The organism is Aureibaculum luteum (genome assembly GCF_003449015.1).
GTDB lineage: Bacteria > Bacteroidota > Bacteroidia > Flavobacteriales > Flavobacteriaceae > Aureibaculum > Aureibaculum luteum.
In genome coordinates, this window is sequence record NZ_QRGD01000001.1 from 628,802 (window position 1) to 643,875 (window position 15,074).

Genomic DNA, 15,074 nt, shown 5'->3' on the forward strand with positions numbered 1-15,074 from the left:
CTTAGGGTAGGAAAAACCAAACTTCAATTGTTATGTAATAAGAAACATTGATATGAAAAAAGAACTTTTAATACAAAAATGGTTAGATGGCGAGATAAACGATGCCGAGCTTACTGCCTTTAAGGCATTGCCCGAGTACGCGTCTTATGCTAAACTATCCGAAAAAGCCAAGCTTTTTGAAGACACATCTTATGATGTTGATTTTGAATATGGTAAATTAAATACTATAATTAGTGAGCGTCGACAAAAAACAGCGACTCCTGTAAAAACATTAAATTGGTTAAAACCATTAATGAGAGTAGCAGCTATACTTTTAGTTGGTTTAGCTATTTATTATGCACCCTTATATGGAGATACCACAACGGTTAAAACTTTAGCTAGTAATCAAACAACGATTCAATTACCAGACAATTCTAATGTAAAGTTAAACGCCTCTTCTTCCCTTCAATACAAAAAAGGGGATTGGGAAAACAATAGAGAAGTAAATTTAGTTGGTGAAGCTTATTTTGATGTTGCCAAAGGATCACAGTTTGACGTAAACACTTGGTTAGGCAAAGTAAGTGTGCTAGGTACACAATTTAACGTAAAACAACGCGTTAATTATTTTGAAGTTACTTGTTATGAAGGCTTAGTAAGTCTAAAATATAAAGGGAAGGAAATAAAACTTCCTGCAGGTAAGTCCTTCAAAGTAATTGGAAATGAAATTATAGTAGACGAAACTAAGGACTCATTACCTTCATGGTCAAACAAAAACATGAGTAGTTTTAAAAGTGTTCCGTATAGCGAAGTGATCCAAGAGTTTGAGAGACAATACAATATTAAAGTGGAAACAAATAATGTAGACATGACTCAATTATTTACAGGTAGTTTTGCATTAAACGATCAAGAATTAGCTTTAAAAGCTATAACATTACCATTAGAATTGAAGTACAACAAAGAAAATAAAAACAAAATAGTTTTAACCAAAGAGTGATAAAAAAGCAATTACTTCTATGTATATTCTTTTTATCTTTTATTTGTTTAACTTCAATTACAGCACAAACCAAAAAAGATAAGCAATCACTTATCAAAATTTTAGAAAAATTAGAGTCACGTTTTGACTCTAATTTTTCATTTATAGATAAGGATATTAGAAACGTCTCTATTGAACCTCCCGCAGATTCGCTTAATCTGAAAGCGTCAATTTCTTATTTACAAAACAGCACCCCATTAGTATTTACAATAATTGGAAGTAATTACATTACCATTACAAAAAACAAAGCCAATCTATTTTCTATTTGTGGCTATTTAATGGACGGTACTACAAATTTTCCAATTAAGGGAGCTGTAGTACAAACAGATGGCGTATCTATTATTAGTAATGATAATGGCTACTTTATACTAGAAGATTTGTCTGAACACGATATTATTACGATTAGGCATATTAGCTATGATGTATTTACTGACTATGCAAAAAATTTAAACCCGAACGATTGTGATGTGATTTTTCTAGACTCTAAAATAGAAAACTTATCTGAAATAATTCTGAAAGATTATATCACAGAAGGTATTAACAAAGTGATGGATGGTAGTATTAGTGTAAACTATAAAAACTTCGGTATTGTACCAGGTCTTATAGAAACCGATGTCTTACAAACCATACAAGTAATTCCCGGAATACAAAGCATTGATGAAACCGTATCGAACATTAACGTGAGAGGTGGCACGCACGATCAAAATCTTATTCAATGGGATGGCATTAAGCTCTATCAATCTGGGCATTTTTTCGGATTGATTTCTGCAGTAAACCCACGCATTACTAAAAAAGTAAAACTCTATAAAAACGGAACACCCTCAAATTATGCAGACGGAATTTCAGGAACCATTGACATGGAATCTGATCGTGTTGTGAATAAAGTTTTAAATGCCGAAGTAGGTTTGAATTTTATAAATTTAGATGCCTTTGTTGATATCCCTATACATAAAAGCTCATCATTACAAATTGCCTCTAGAACATCTGTAAATGAGTTTTTAAACACTCCAACATATACACAGTATTTTGATAGAGCTTTTCAAAATACAGATGTTGTCTCAAGTACAAACAACACCAATAGTACAGATGAAAAATTCGATTTTTATGATGTGAGCCTAAGGTGGATATACAAGATATCTAAAAAAGATAACATTAGACTCAACTTTTTACACTTAAAAAACAACTTAACCATAAGTGAAAATGCTTTTGGCGGCGGCCAATCTGCCTCACGAGAAAGCTCATTGGATCAAAGTAATATTGCCAGTGGTTTAGAATATAAAAGAAGGTGGAATGATAAATTTAAGACTACTGCACAAATTTACACTACCGCCTATGAACTTAAAGGCACCAACTTTGATGTTATTAATGAACTGATTTTAAATCAAAAAAATAAAATTGTAGAAGTTGGATTAGATTTGAATTCGAGGCTAGAACTAAATGATTATTTTACATTACATAACGGTTATCATTTTAAACAAACAGAAATAACAAATGCCGATAAATTAAATGCTCCTGTATTAGATACTATAGATAAAAGAATGGTTCAATCTCATGCCATATCATCAACTGCGGCGTATAGATCTGAAGATGGAAACACCAATGTTAATTTAGGTGTACGTGTTAATTATCTAAATACTTTTGACAAATTTATCATTGAACCTAGACTAAATTTTAATTACAGAATAAATGACAAAATTACTTTTGAAATTTTGGGAGAATTCAAAAGTCAAACCACAACTCTAGTAAACGATTTTAGAAATAATTTTTTGGGTATTGAAAGTAGAAGGTGGACCTTAGCAAATGACAATTCAATCCCTATTTTAAAAAGTAAGCAACTGTCTTTCGGGTCCAATTATAGTTATGATAGACTATTAATAAATGCAGAAGTTTACTACAAGCATGTTAATGGCATTACTACCCAAAGTCAAGGATTCCGCAATCAGTATGAATTCATAAATACAATAGGTAATTACGATGTGAAAGGTTTTGATTTTATGGTAAACAATAAAATTGGAAAACTAAACACTTGGTTAGGCTATTCTTTCGCAGATAACAATTATAAATTTAAGGAATTAGACAACAATCATTTTCCTAGTAATTACGACATAAGCCATACTGTTTCTGTAGCTGGTGGTTATACCTTCGATAATTTAAAACTTTCTTTAGGAGGTAATTGGCGTACAGGAAAACCAATAACAAAACCCGTTGATGGCAATGAGATTACAAGTAATAAAATAAATTATCAATCGGCAAATAGTAGTAATTTAAAATCTTATTTCCGAGTAGATGCCTCAGCAATTTATGATTTCAAATTCTCTAAACGGATTAAAGCTCAAGCTGGAGTATCTGTATTGAACTTATTAGATAAAAAGAACATCTTAAACACCTATTATTATAACGATGAAAATAACAGTACGGTTAAAGAAATAAATACCTATTCTTTAGGTTTCACTCCAAACGTAGCATTTAGAGTGTTTTTTTAGTAGATGTTTAACTGATCAATACGATTACCAATTGTAAAATATTTCATTTCAGCTTCAAGCGACGAAAACTCTTCTTTTAGTACTTTTCTTACAAATTGACCATTTTTCAGTAAATGAATTTCATCGCAAGTTTCAGCCAACGTTGAAAAAATATGAGAAGAAATAACAACCGTTTTTTCAGCTGTTTTTAATTTCTTAATAAGTTCCGATATGATCATATTACTTTGAATATCCACTCCATTAAAGGGTTCATCAAGAATAAAGCACTCATTTTTTTGTAATAATATAGCCGTCAATGCTAATTTCTTTTTCATTCCAGTAGAATAGGTAGAAGCATATTGTTTTAATGGTAAATCAAAGATATTTTGTGTGTCTAAGTTTTCAAGTTGAACATTTCTAGCATTGCACATTAATTGCAAATATTCTCTTGCGGTAATTTTATCAAAAAAGTAAGGCTCAGTTAACAATAGTCCTATATGGTTTTTAAGCACACTATAATCTGACGTAATTTTTCCGTTATATTTTTCAAGTCCAGAAATACATCTAAAAAGAGTGGTTTTACCCGAACCATTGTCACCTACAATACCATAGACTTTTCCTTTTTCAAAAGATAGATTTATGCCATTTAAAACCTCATTTTTACCATAAAATTTAGAAAGTTGTTGAATCTTGATCATTCTAAAATAGTTTTTAATCGTTTGACAGATTGTGAATAAAAATAAGGTATTATACCAATTAATAATGGCGGAAAAACGAGGCTCACCGCTATTAATACACCTTGCGGAATATTTATTTCATAAGGATAGATTGAATATTTGGCCAAAATCACAGTTACCAAATAAGCATAACCTAAGATCCAGAAAATTAGAAGCGTTTCTAATTCAGAATGAAAAAATAGTATTAAAAAAATTACAATTGGCAAACTTAAAAAGGTTGAAAACAGGAGTGCTGTTCTTATTTTCTTGATTAAAAATACTTTTGAAGAATCGCTAAAAGACCAAACATAATATTCATTTTCAAGCTTAGCGTAATAAGAAAGTGTAACAATAAAAATGAGTAACATTGAAAAAACACCAAGATTAAAATTATTGACGTTAACAGAAATATAGGTTATAATATAGGCTATAGGAAAAACAAAAAAGGTGTTTCTAAATCCACTTGAAAATTCAAAAGGTCTTTTACCAAAAGGAGTTGGAATGGTAAAATTTGTTGTCGTTTTTAAATTAAAAAAAGCAAATAGATTCACGAATAAGAATAAGACTACAGCGGGTAAAAAACGTTCCTCCACAATCAAATAAATTACAAAGGGTAGTGCAATTAAACTATTTTCAACGATTCTAATTTTAAAATAGTCGGTGGTTTTAAAACACATCTTCAAAAAATCGATTCGCTTTTTTTCACTGAGCTTTATTGATAACCCTAGAGCAACTACAATATATAAATAGGGTGCATATTCAGATTTAGAAAATAAATAATTAGACAACCCAAAAAATGCTATTATAAGTAATATGTACGCTAGTAATGGATACAATCCGAATGCGTCAAGTTTCCTATTAGTCATTCTTAATTGAAGTCTAAAATAGGCTAACATTTACAGGGTAAGATTTCAAAATTCATAAACATTTTCTATATTCAATAATAGCACTTTTAAAATAAATAGGATTAAGACTTAACTATTGACTCATTTAATTAAAAAACCCTACAAATCTTAAAGACTTGTAGGGTTTGTTTTATAGATCTGACGAAATATTAAAAATCGTCTACAATCTTATTTTACGTTCTCCTTTTTAATTAAGTTTAATGCAGAACCTTCTCTAAACCATTGTATTTGACTTTCATTATATGTATGATTTGCAATTATAGTATCTTCACTACCGTCTGCATGTTTCACCAAAATAGCTAATGGTTTTTCTGGAGCAAAATCAACTAAATCAATAAAATCAAATGTATCATTTTCTTTAATTTTATCATAATCAGCTTCATTTGCAAAAGTTAACCCTAACATCCCTTGTTTTTTAAGGTTGGTTTCGTGAATTCTAGCAAAAGATTTTACCAAAACAGCAATAACACCTAAATGCCTTGGTTGCATCGCAGCATGCTCACGAGAAGAACCTTCACCATAATTATGATCACCAACAACTATGGATTGAATTCCAGATTTTTTATAAGCTCTTGCTGTATCTGGTACTGCACCATATTCACCCGTCAATTGGTTTTTAACCATATTGGTTTGCTTGTTGTAAGCATTTACCGCCCCAATTAATGTGTTATTAGAAATATTATCTAAATGACCTCTATAACGCAACCAAGGACCTGCCATAGAAATATGGTCAGTTGTACATTTCCCAAAAGCCTTTATCAATAATTTCGCTCCTGTAATGTTTTTACCATCCCAAGGTTTAAAAGGAGTTAACAACTCCAATCGTTCAGATTCTGGACTCACTTTAATTTCAACACCACTTCCGTCTGCATCTGGTGCTAAAAAACCATTATCATCAACAGCAAATCCTTCTGGTGGTAATTCAATACCTCTAGGCTCGTCCAATTTCACTTCTTGACCATCTTCGTTAAGCAATGTATCATTCATCGGATCAAAATCCAATTTACCCGAAATTGCAATTGCTGCTACCATCTCAGGAGAACCAACAAAAGCATGGGTATTTGGATTACCATCTGCACGTTTAGAAAAGTTTCTATTGAATGAGTGTACAATCGTATTTTTCTTATCTCCTTGAGCATCACTTCTATCCCATTGACCGATACACGGCCCACAAGCATTCGTAAATATTGTAGCTCCTAAATTTTCAAAAACGCTTAATAATCCGTCGCGTTCAGCAGTAAATCTAATTTGCTCAGACCCTGGATTGATACCAAAATCACTTTTCGGTTTTAATTTTTTATCAATAGCTTGTTGAGCAATTGATGCTGCACGCGTTAAATCTTCGTAAGAAGAATTGGTACAAGAACCTATCAATCCCCAATCTACTTTTATAGGCCATCCATTTTTTCTTGCTTTTTCACCTAATTCACCTACTGGCGTAGCTAAATCTGGCGTAAAAGGTCCGTTTAGGTGAGGACGCAAAGTATTTAGATCAATTTCTATTACCTGATCAAAGTATTTTTCAGGTGCCGCATAAACTTCTGCATCACCTGTTAAATGTTCTCTAATTTTATTAGCTTCATCCGCAATATCATTTCTATCTGTAGCACGTAAAAAACGTTCCATAGAATCATCATAACCAAAAGTTGATGTGGTTGCTCCAATTTCCGCACCCATATTACAGATTGTTCCTTTACCCGTACAAGATAAATTTTTAGCTCCTTCGCCAAAATATTCAACAATTGCACCAGTTCCACCCTTTACAGTAAGAATTCCTGCTACTTTTAAAATAACATCTTTGGAGGCTGTCCATCCATTTAACTTTCCAGTCAACTTAACACCAATCAATTTAGGAAATTTCAATTCCCATGGCATTCCTGCCATTACATCTACAGCATCAGCACCACCAACACCTATAGCAACCATACCTAATCCTCCTGCATTTACAGTATGAGAATCGGTACCAATCATCATTCCACCAGGAAAAGCATAATTTTCCAATACTACTTGGTGAATAATACCAGCACCTGGTTTCCAAAAACCAATTCCATATTTATTAGAAACTGATTCTAGAAAATCAAAAACTTCATGACTAGTTTTATTTGCTCTTATTAAATCTTTTTTAGCACCTTGTTTGGCCTGAATTAAGTGATCACAATGCACAGTAGTTGGCACTGCAACCTTAGGCTTACCTGCTTGCATAAATTGCAATAAAGCCATTTGTGCAGTAGCATCTTGACAAGCAATTCTATCCGGCTTAAAGTCAACATAAGATTTACCTCTTTTGAAAACTTGAGTTGGCATACCTTCATCTAAATGAGAATATAATATTTTTTCTGCCAAAGTTAACGGCTTACCGGTTAAAGACCTAGCTTTATCAATACGCTCACCCATTGTTTTGTAAACGCCTTTTATCATTTCAATATCAAATGCCATAATAATTATATATTTCTTAAAATTAATGCTTACAAATGTACTTAATAATTAAAACTTTTTAAAATATTCCCAATATAAAATAGAGCAAATCAGCTCGTATTAGTGAATACTCAATAAAAATGATTATTAATTACAGAAAAGAGTAAATCTACGAAGTATTTTTACGATTTAAAAGAAGGTATTAACACAAAAACGTCCATTTCAAACGATTTCGGCAGACAGTCCTAAATTTAATAATCTCGTACAACGTGGTTTCAGCTCGTCGTATTCTCCAGTTTTTACAGCACATTTACCTTTATAATGTACTAAAAAGGCACATTGTTCTGCCTGTACAGAAGAATGGTTACAAACATCTACCAATGATTCAATAACGTGTTCAAAAGTATTAACATCGTCATTAAAAAGGATAATTTCATGTAGATTTAGTTCTTGTTCAAGAACGTCAAAATCTTCCTGTTTTTTATGTTGTTCGCTCATAATGGGTATAAAAATAAAGAAAAGATTCTTATTTTGAAATAATTTAACAGTTTAGCTTTTTAAATATTTTAAAGCTACCCAATTGTTTCTTTCTATAAATTCCTCTAATTTCAAACTATATTTAGAGGTCTCCACATCAATAATTGGTATATCTTCCTCATAAAAACCACTCAATAATAAAACGCCATTATCATTTAAACAATCAGCATATATTTTAATATCATTCAGTAAAATATTCCTGTTGATATTGGCAATAATAACATCATATTTTTTATTAATTAACAGTGATGCATCACCTTCACAAACACTTATATGCTTACAGTTGTTACGTTCTACATTTTCTAATGAATTTTCATAACACCAAGCATCAATATCAATAGCGTCTAACGGATTGGCACCTTTCATTTCAGCTAGAATTGCTAAAATACCAGTACCACAACCCATATCTAACACTTTCTTACCTTGCAAATCTAGTTTAAGAATATGTTGTACCATCATGTGCGTAGTTTCATGATGACCTGTACCAAAACTCATTTTTGGTTCAATAACAATATCATATTTCAGATTGGGATTGGGATGAAAAGGAGCTCTAATACTAACCAAATCATCTACTTGAATTGGATTAAAATTCTTCTCCCACTCACTATTCCAGTTTACTTGTTCTATTTCTTCTTTTGTATATGAAATTTCAAACTCATCACCTTGAAGCACATAAATTTCATTTAAAATAGTCTCAGAATCATCTTCCTTTTGGATATAGGCGATAAAACCATTTTCGTTTTCTACAAAACTTTCAAAACCCACATACCCGAGTTCTGCAATTAGTATCTCAGTTGTAGGTTGTAATGGCGAAACGGTAAAGTTGTAAGCGATATAGGTGTTTGACATTTGGTGTAAAATTTGGAAGTGCAAATGTAATATTATTTCGTTTTACAGAAGCTTCTCGATACATTTTCTTTTCGACTATCATCTCTAAGAAAATACTCGAAATGACAATGTGTTATTCATTAAACTACCGTTGTAAGTTCGAGTGTTTTTTGTGAAATGAAATGGAACAAAAAGTGTATCGAGAATCGTTTGATGCTTATCAATCCAACAATCCTTGCTCAATCGCGGTCTTAATAATGCCCACACTATTTTTAGCACCTAATTTGCTCATCAAATTCATACGATGGGTTTCAACAGTTTTGCTACTGATAAAAAGTTTATCAGCTATTTCTTGGGTAGTTAGCTCTTCTGCAATGGCGTTTAGCACTTCTTTTTCTCTTCGGGTAAGCTTTGTAAATAAAGAGCTTTTCTTCTTTTGCCCTAAGGTTTGACTTAATAATTTTCTTTGAATATCTTTTTGTAGATACTGGCCGTCAGAGAGTACCGTTTTAAATGCTTCCAATAATTCCAATTTATCAGTATTCTTTAGCAAATAGCCACTAGCTCCATTATTTAGCATGCGTTTTACAAATGAAATTTCATCAAAGTTTGAAATGGCAATAATCTTTAATTTTTCGTTAGTGTTTTTTATTTTTTTACAAAGATCAATACCATTCATATCAGGTAAATTAATATCTAACAACAATACATCTGGTTTGTCTTTATCAATATTTTGAATAGTTTCCATTGCATTATTGTATATGCCAACAACTTCAATCTCTTTGGTGTCTTTTAGCATTGATTGGATACCTTTTAAGACTATTTTATGATCGTCGGTTATTGAAATTTTTGTAATCATGTTAATGCTTCGATATTGATATCAATTATATATGATGTTCCTTTTTCATTAGAGCTAAAATCTAATTTGGCGGATAAATAATCTACTCTAGATTGAATATTTTTCAACCCAATACCGTTACTTTTTATTTCTTCTTTATTAAATCCTTTACCATTATCTTCTACTGTTAGTTGAATGTTATTGTTATGATTGCTTAACTGAACATTAATTTCGGTGGCCTCTGCATGTTTAATACTATTATTAACCAATTCTTGCACAATTCTAAAGATATTGACCTCGGCTTTTTTAGAAATAGAAATGGATTCACCTATATAGGTAAATGTAATTTCTGAATTGTGAATGCTATTTGCAGTGGTACAAAAATCTTCTATGGTTTCTACCAAACTAAAATCTTTTAGTGATGGAGGCACCAAATTATGCGAAATAGCACGGACCTGTTCGCAAGATTTATCAATCATGGTTACCACTTCATTAATAACTTCATTATTTTTTTCCAACATAGAAGTAAGCTTATATTTGATAGCTGATAAATCCACATTTACACCATCGTGTAATTCTTTAGAAATACGGATGCGTTCATTTTCTTCTCCTTCCATTAAAGATTCTAAAGTTTGTACTTGTTGTTCTCTTTTTAATGATAAAATTTCTTGATTTTTACGTTTTTGACGTTGCTGGTTAATAAACCAAAGTGATGTTAACCCTATTAATAATATCAATGCCGCCCCAGTCATATAACTATATTGTGTTTTCTTTTTTTGGAATTCTTTTTCATTTTGTACTAATTGTAAATTTTGCTGAGCAATTTCTTTATCTTTTTTTTCAGAATCGAATTGTGATTGTAATAAATTCAACCCTCTAGTGTTTTCTATATTAAATATAGAATCTTTTACTATTATATATTTTGATTGATAGTTATATGCTTTTTGAAATTGCTTTTTACTTTCATAAATAAAAGATAATCCTTCTAAGATTTCTTCTTTTGGAGGTAACTCGCCTAATTCTTCAGATAATGCTAATCCTTTGTTATAATAAATTAGTGCTTTTTCATAGTTATACTTTCTATAATAATGCCCTAAATCTCTATACACTTTAAGTTTTAAAGAATTATATTGTATTTTTTCTAAAATAGACTCCGATTCTTTAAAATACTCTAAAGATTTTTTGGGATGAGATCGTAAATAAGTTCTCCCCAAACCAAATAATGCATTTGCTTTTGCATACGGTTCATTTATATCTTCAGCAATTAATAAAGATTTTTTCATGTTATCTTGTGCTGCAATTGTGTCTTTTTTACGTATATATATTTCACCAATATTTTGATAAGCATTAGACATATCACGTTTTTTATCCTTTTTTATAAATATCCCATTAGCTCTACTATAATTTTCAATTGCTTTATCATATTTATCCATTTCACCATAAATATTGCCAATACTATTTAGTGTTGAGGCCATTGCAAATGAATCTTTTTTATGCTCAAATATTTTTAATATTTCAAAATAAGTACTTAAACTTTTTTTATAGTCTCCTCTTAAACGATGAATCACCCCAACTTGAAATAAAGCATAAGATTTATTGGTTGAATCGTTTTTATAATAATTAATATTTTTATCTAAATGCTCTAAAGCAACTTCATAATTTCCACCAATTCTTTCAAGCAAACCATATAAAAAATGACATTTTGCTTCAGAATCAGAAAACTTTGATTTTTGTGAATAAAACATTGCACTATCTAAATATATATGACTTAATTTTAAATCATTTAGATTTTGTAATGCATAAGTGGAGGCCTTGTAATATTTCTTAGCTCTTAAACTATCAGAAACTATCTGTTGTATTTCTATTTTAATACTATCCTGATAAAAATCTGATGTTTGAGCTACTAGTGAAATTGTAATTAAAAAAATAAAAATGCTTATTTTATTTTTCAAAGTATTGGTTTTTAGTTTGTTTAAAAATAGATAAATTTTATGAGTTAGAACGAATGAACTACTCTAACAACCACTTTACTGTTATTAATATCGGGAGTAGATGTGTTATCTTACAAATAATATTCCCATACTTCAGTTTATGAATACTGATTTGTACACAAAATATTTTCCTACGACAACTCTTCATAACTAAAATTTTGAATTTTTAACGTGTATTTATCTACTGTTGGGTATGGATACATCGAGTATTCCAACTTAATCTGATTAAAATTATTAATTGCAAAAGTTGAAATTTCATAAACCAGTCATACTCCATGTGCTAAAAATTATTAGCTCCGTTATTAATGGTGTAAACTAATTGGACTAGTATAACTTATTGAACCTCCTTCACCAGATTCTTCAATTCCTGTGGCAGGTATTGTTTGTTGTGCATAAGTTAAAACACCAGGCTTAACACAAACAATATTTTCAATTTAATTTAATTTGTTCTTAAATCATTTTAATTTATTTTTTAGAATCAAACTTATAAGTTACACCTACTTGAAAGCTATTCAGTTTAAAATAATTATCACTATCACCACCATCTAATAAATTTGTTTGACCCCAGTCGTATCTTGTTTCTACTGAGAATTTTTCTGTAATATCATAAGATAGTCCAAAGTCCAGTGCAACATTAAATGAATCAATACCTTCAGGTCTATCTAATAGGAAACCAAAACTTGGACCAGCGTAAGCACTAAATTTATCAACAATATTATACTTCAATAAAATTGGAGTCTGAATTTGATTAAAATTTTTAATTGCTATAAAATTAAGTTCTGGTTGAAATTCTAATTTATCGGTTAAAGAAATTTCCAAAAAAGAAATACCCACATAAACCCCAGTGCTATTATTTGAAAATTCGTTATTTAATGCTTTTTTATCAAAAGCTTTTACTTTTGTAATGGCAAGATCCGTATTCGTGTCAGTATTAGTATCTTCATTCGAATCAGAATACCCTGACGTGTTATTTTGAAAATGAGCACCTATTCTTGCCTTAAACAGACCACATGAATTCATTAATAATGTAGCTGTCAGTAAAAGAAAAATTGAAAGTAACTTTTTCATAATATTATTTTTTAAGATTAGTTATTATTCGCCTTGACATATTTATTCAAGACTTTGTTAATGACGGCAAGCTACTTTCACTTTATAAAAAAAAAGTAAGGGTATTCTCTGATTTTACATAATTCAGGGTTTACCCTTAAAATTGAATTGAGTATAACCATTTAAAACAGGATGCTAAACCAGCAAAAAAAGCGGTAAGAAATAATTATTAATGAATTATATATTGAATCCCCAAAAAAACACCAAAGTCTTCGGAATTTCTTCCCCAAAAAGTGTTGTTAATTGATTTAATATTAAGATCCTCGCGAAAAGTCAATTCAACTTTTAAAACATTATTGTTCTTAAAATGAATTGAGTAGTTACTTCCAAATTCTAAATACTCATTACCTCCAGTTGCCGCATCTAAAGCTTGCTGATTTAACATATTGCCTTGAGTTGTATAATCATGAGCCTTTAATCTCGAAGAAGTTTTTGTTAATGTAGTAAAAATAGAATAGGTATTATCGCTTTTTCTACTGTGCATATTGATTCCTAATAGACCCGACAACTTATATGTTATTTTTCTTTTGCTTAAAACATATCCTTTATTTTTACTATTTTTATGAAAATAAGCACTTCCATGAAAAGAAGAGGTTAAACTTTTATTACCTCTTATATTTTTTGTTTTATTAATACCTATTCCTAAACTCGTTTCTGCCTTTTGCCGCATAGAAAAAGGTTTTAAAGGAACTTTTAAAGAAAGTGTTGTATTTATAGATATTATTTTATTTTTATTTTGAAAAAGCATTAGATAGTAATTAGCTCCAATAACAAATCGTATTGAAAAAATTATATTCGCTTCTATTTTAGAAATATTTCCTTCTTCATCCATAGACTTATAACTAAACTTATCAAAACCAATTTCCTTTCTTTTAAAAGGGTCCGATTTTCCTAAAGCCTCATGAACTTTCTCTATGAAAGTATCTTGAACAATCCAATTCATTGGATTATACTTCCCTTTCCTACTTGCCGAATTCAGACCAATTTCCATAAAAGCTTCTATTTTTTCATGAAAAGGATATGAAAAATATATAGCATCTTTTTCAATAACGGCATTATATTCAATTTCTCTATAACCACCATTTTTATTGGTTAAAATGGTTTTATGAATCATTGTATTTCCAGAATTACTTTTTAGTATTAAAGACAAAGAAGGTTGTATACTTGTGTTTATAGGGATTTGATTTTGATTAATAGTAAATGGATTTACAGACTGACTGCCTAGATAAGATGTATGCTGTTGATTCGTTTCAAACGAATCAATTAATTGTTGTGAGTTCAAATCAAATGAAACCAAACAGATGATTAGTATTAGCTTCATAACCTTTTAATTTGATGATTTAGTCTTGATTTATTGTCTGCAATTTAGATTCAATCAACATCAAAAAAGTAGGGGTATTCACTGAAATATTTAATTTCAGTGAATACCCCTAGTAAAATCTACTTTGTAAAAATTTCCTATTTAAAGAAAATCATAGAACATTTAAGTATTACTAAATAGCATCAATTAGTGCTACAAAATCTTCAGTTTTTAATGCTGCACCTCCAATAAGACCACCATCAACATCTTGTTTAGAGAAAATTTCTTTTGCATTAGCTGGTTTTACACTACCACCATATAAAATAGAAACGTTGTCTGCTACTTTAGCATCATATTTATTAGCAACTAAATTTCTAATAAAAGCATGCATTTCTTGAGCTTGTTCAGGACTTGCAGTTTCACCTGTACCAATTGCCCAAACAGGCTCATAGGCTAAAACTATATTTTTCCATGCCTTAGCATCTAAATGAAATAAAGCATTTTTTATTTGAGACTCCACAACTTTAAAATGATTATCATTTTTTCTATCTTCTAAAACCTCACCAAAACAAAATATTATTTCTAATTTATTTTTTAATGCTTGGTCTACTTTTTCAGCCAATAAAGCATCTGTTTCACCAAAATACTCTCTTCGTTCTGAATGTCCTAAAATAACTATTTTAACACCAACACTTTTTAGCATATCTGCAGAAATCTCACCCGTATAAGCTCCGTTATCCGCTTGATGCATATTTTGTGCCGCCACTTCTATTGCAGATTTTTTAGCTTTTTTAACCACAGCACTTAAACTAACATAAGTTGGAGAAACAATTACCCTTGTATTCTTCAGTTCTTTCTTTTTAATTGCTTTTTTTATTCCTTTAACTAACTTTTTAGACTCTGAAAGGTCATTATTCATTTTCCAGTTTCCAGCAACTATATTTTTTCTCATTTTGTGGTATT

12 protein-coding genes are annotated in these 15,074 nt (G+C 30.2%); 2 read left to right on the top strand and 10 right to left on the bottom strand.

Going from position 1 to position 15,074, the window contains the following annotated elements; genetic code table 11:
• Window positions 1–52: 52 nt before the first annotated feature.
• Both D3P13_RS02815 and D3P13_RS02820 read left to right on the top strand, forming a co-directional pair.
• Window positions 53–973, top strand: coding sequence for a FecR family protein (locus tag D3P13_RS02815; RefSeq protein WP_117879770.1), 921 nt, complete (start codon window positions 53–55; stop codon window positions 971–973).
• Window positions 970–3,495: a TonB-dependent receptor plug domain-containing protein gene (locus D3P13_RS02820; RefSeq protein ID WP_117879771.1), complete on the top strand. Its 2,526-nt coding sequence runs from the start codon at window positions 970–972 to the stop codon at window positions 3,493–3,495. Before D3P13_RS02815 ends, D3P13_RS02820 begins: the two co-directional genes overlap by 4 nt.
• Here D3P13_RS02820 and D3P13_RS02825 read toward each other — a convergent pair.
• The 10 genes from D3P13_RS02825 to tpiA form a co-directional block, all read right to left on the bottom strand.
• Window positions 3,492–4,172, bottom strand: a complete 681-nt coding sequence (locus tag D3P13_RS02825) for an ABC transporter ATP-binding protein (protein WP_117879772.1) — start codon at window positions 4,170–4,172, stop codon at window positions 3,492–3,494. The genes D3P13_RS02820 and D3P13_RS02825 overlap by 4 nt on opposite strands.
• The gene (locus D3P13_RS02830; protein WP_232829118.1) at window positions 4,169–5,056 is read right to left on the bottom strand and encodes an ABC transporter permease; all 888 of its coding nucleotides are present in this window, start codon (window positions 5,054–5,056) and stop codon (window positions 4,169–4,171) included. Before D3P13_RS02830 ends, D3P13_RS02825 begins: the two co-directional genes overlap by 4 nt.
• Window positions 5,057–5,263: 207 nt before the next feature.
• Window positions 5,264–7,531: an aconitate hydratase gene (locus tag D3P13_RS02835; protein ID WP_117879774.1), complete on the bottom strand. Its 2,268-nt coding sequence runs from the start codon at window positions 7,529–7,531 to the stop codon at window positions 5,264–5,266.
• Window positions 7,532–7,732: 201 nt separating this feature from the next.
• On the bottom strand, window positions 7,733–8,008 hold the full coding sequence (locus D3P13_RS02840) for an ATP-dependent Clp protease adaptor ClpS (protein WP_117879775.1): 276 nt from the start codon (window positions 8,006–8,008) through the stop codon (window positions 7,733–7,735).
• 51 nt (window positions 8,009–8,059) lie between these two features.
• Complete coding sequence (gene prmA / locus D3P13_RS02845; protein WP_117879776.1) at window positions 8,060–8,896, bottom strand: 50S ribosomal protein L11 methyltransferase; 837 nt, start codon at window positions 8,894–8,896, stop codon at window positions 8,060–8,062.
• 199 nt (window positions 8,897–9,095) lie between these two features.
• Window positions 9,096–9,734, bottom strand: coding sequence for a response regulator (locus tag D3P13_RS02850; protein ID WP_117879777.1), 639 nt, complete (start codon window positions 9,732–9,734; stop codon window positions 9,096–9,098).
• Window positions 9,731–11,665 carry a tetratricopeptide repeat-containing sensor histidine kinase gene (locus tag D3P13_RS02855; protein ID WP_117879778.1) on the bottom strand — a complete coding sequence of 645 codons (1,935 nt, stop codon included), beginning with the start codon at window positions 11,663–11,665 and terminating at the stop codon, window positions 9,731–9,733. Before D3P13_RS02855 ends, D3P13_RS02850 begins: the two co-directional genes overlap by 4 nt.
• Before the next feature lie 504 nt (window positions 11,666–12,169).
• On the bottom strand, window positions 12,170–12,772 hold the full coding sequence (locus D3P13_RS02860; RefSeq protein ID WP_117879779.1) for an outer membrane beta-barrel protein: 603 nt from the start codon (window positions 12,770–12,772) through the stop codon (window positions 12,170–12,172).
• 208 nt (window positions 12,773–12,980) lie between these two features.
• Window positions 12,981–14,132 carry a hypothetical protein gene (locus D3P13_RS02865; protein WP_157972814.1) on the bottom strand — a complete coding sequence of 384 codons (1,152 nt, stop codon included), beginning with the start codon at window positions 14,130–14,132 and terminating at the stop codon, window positions 12,981–12,983.
• 172 nt (window positions 14,133–14,304) lie between these two features.
• Window positions 14,305–15,063, bottom strand: coding sequence for a triose-phosphate isomerase (gene tpiA / locus D3P13_RS02870; protein WP_117879781.1), 759 nt, complete (start codon window positions 15,061–15,063; stop codon window positions 14,305–14,307).
• Window positions 15,064–15,074: the final 11 nt, after the last annotated feature.

Coding starts and splice junctions, on each gene's coding strand:
- D3P13_RS02815 (WP_117879770.1), top strand. CDS start 53: ATGAAAAAAGAACTTTTAATACAAAAATGGTTAGATGGCGAGATAAAC.
- D3P13_RS02825 (WP_117879772.1), bottom strand. CDS start 4,172: ATGATCAAGATTCAACAACTTTCTAAATTTTATGGTAAAAATGAGGTT.
- D3P13_RS02830 (WP_232829118.1), bottom strand. CDS start 5,056: ATGACTAATAGGAAACTTGACGCATTCGGATTGTATCCATTACTAGCG.
- D3P13_RS02835 (WP_117879774.1), bottom strand. CDS start 7,531: ATGGCATTTGATATTGAAATGATAAAAGGCGTTTACAAAACAATGGGT.
- D3P13_RS02840 (WP_117879775.1), bottom strand. CDS start 8,008: ATGAGCGAACAACATAAAAAACAGGAAGATTTTGACGTTCTTGAACAA.
- prmA (WP_117879776.1), bottom strand. CDS start 8,896: ATGTCAAACACCTATATCGCTTACAACTTTACCGTTTCGCCATTACAA.
- D3P13_RS02850 (WP_117879777.1), bottom strand. CDS start 9,734: ATGATTACAAAAATTTCAATAACCGACGATCATAAAATAGTCTTAAAA.
- D3P13_RS02860 (WP_117879779.1), bottom strand. CDS start 12,772: ATGAAAAAGTTACTTTCAATTTTTCTTTTACTGACAGCTACATTATTA.
- D3P13_RS02865 (WP_157972814.1), bottom strand. CDS start 14,132: ATGAAGCTAATACTAATCATCTGTTTGGTTTCATTTGATTTGAACTCA.
- tpiA (WP_117879781.1), bottom strand. CDS start 15,063: ATGAGAAAAAATATAGTTGCTGGAAACTGGAAAATGAATAATGACCTT.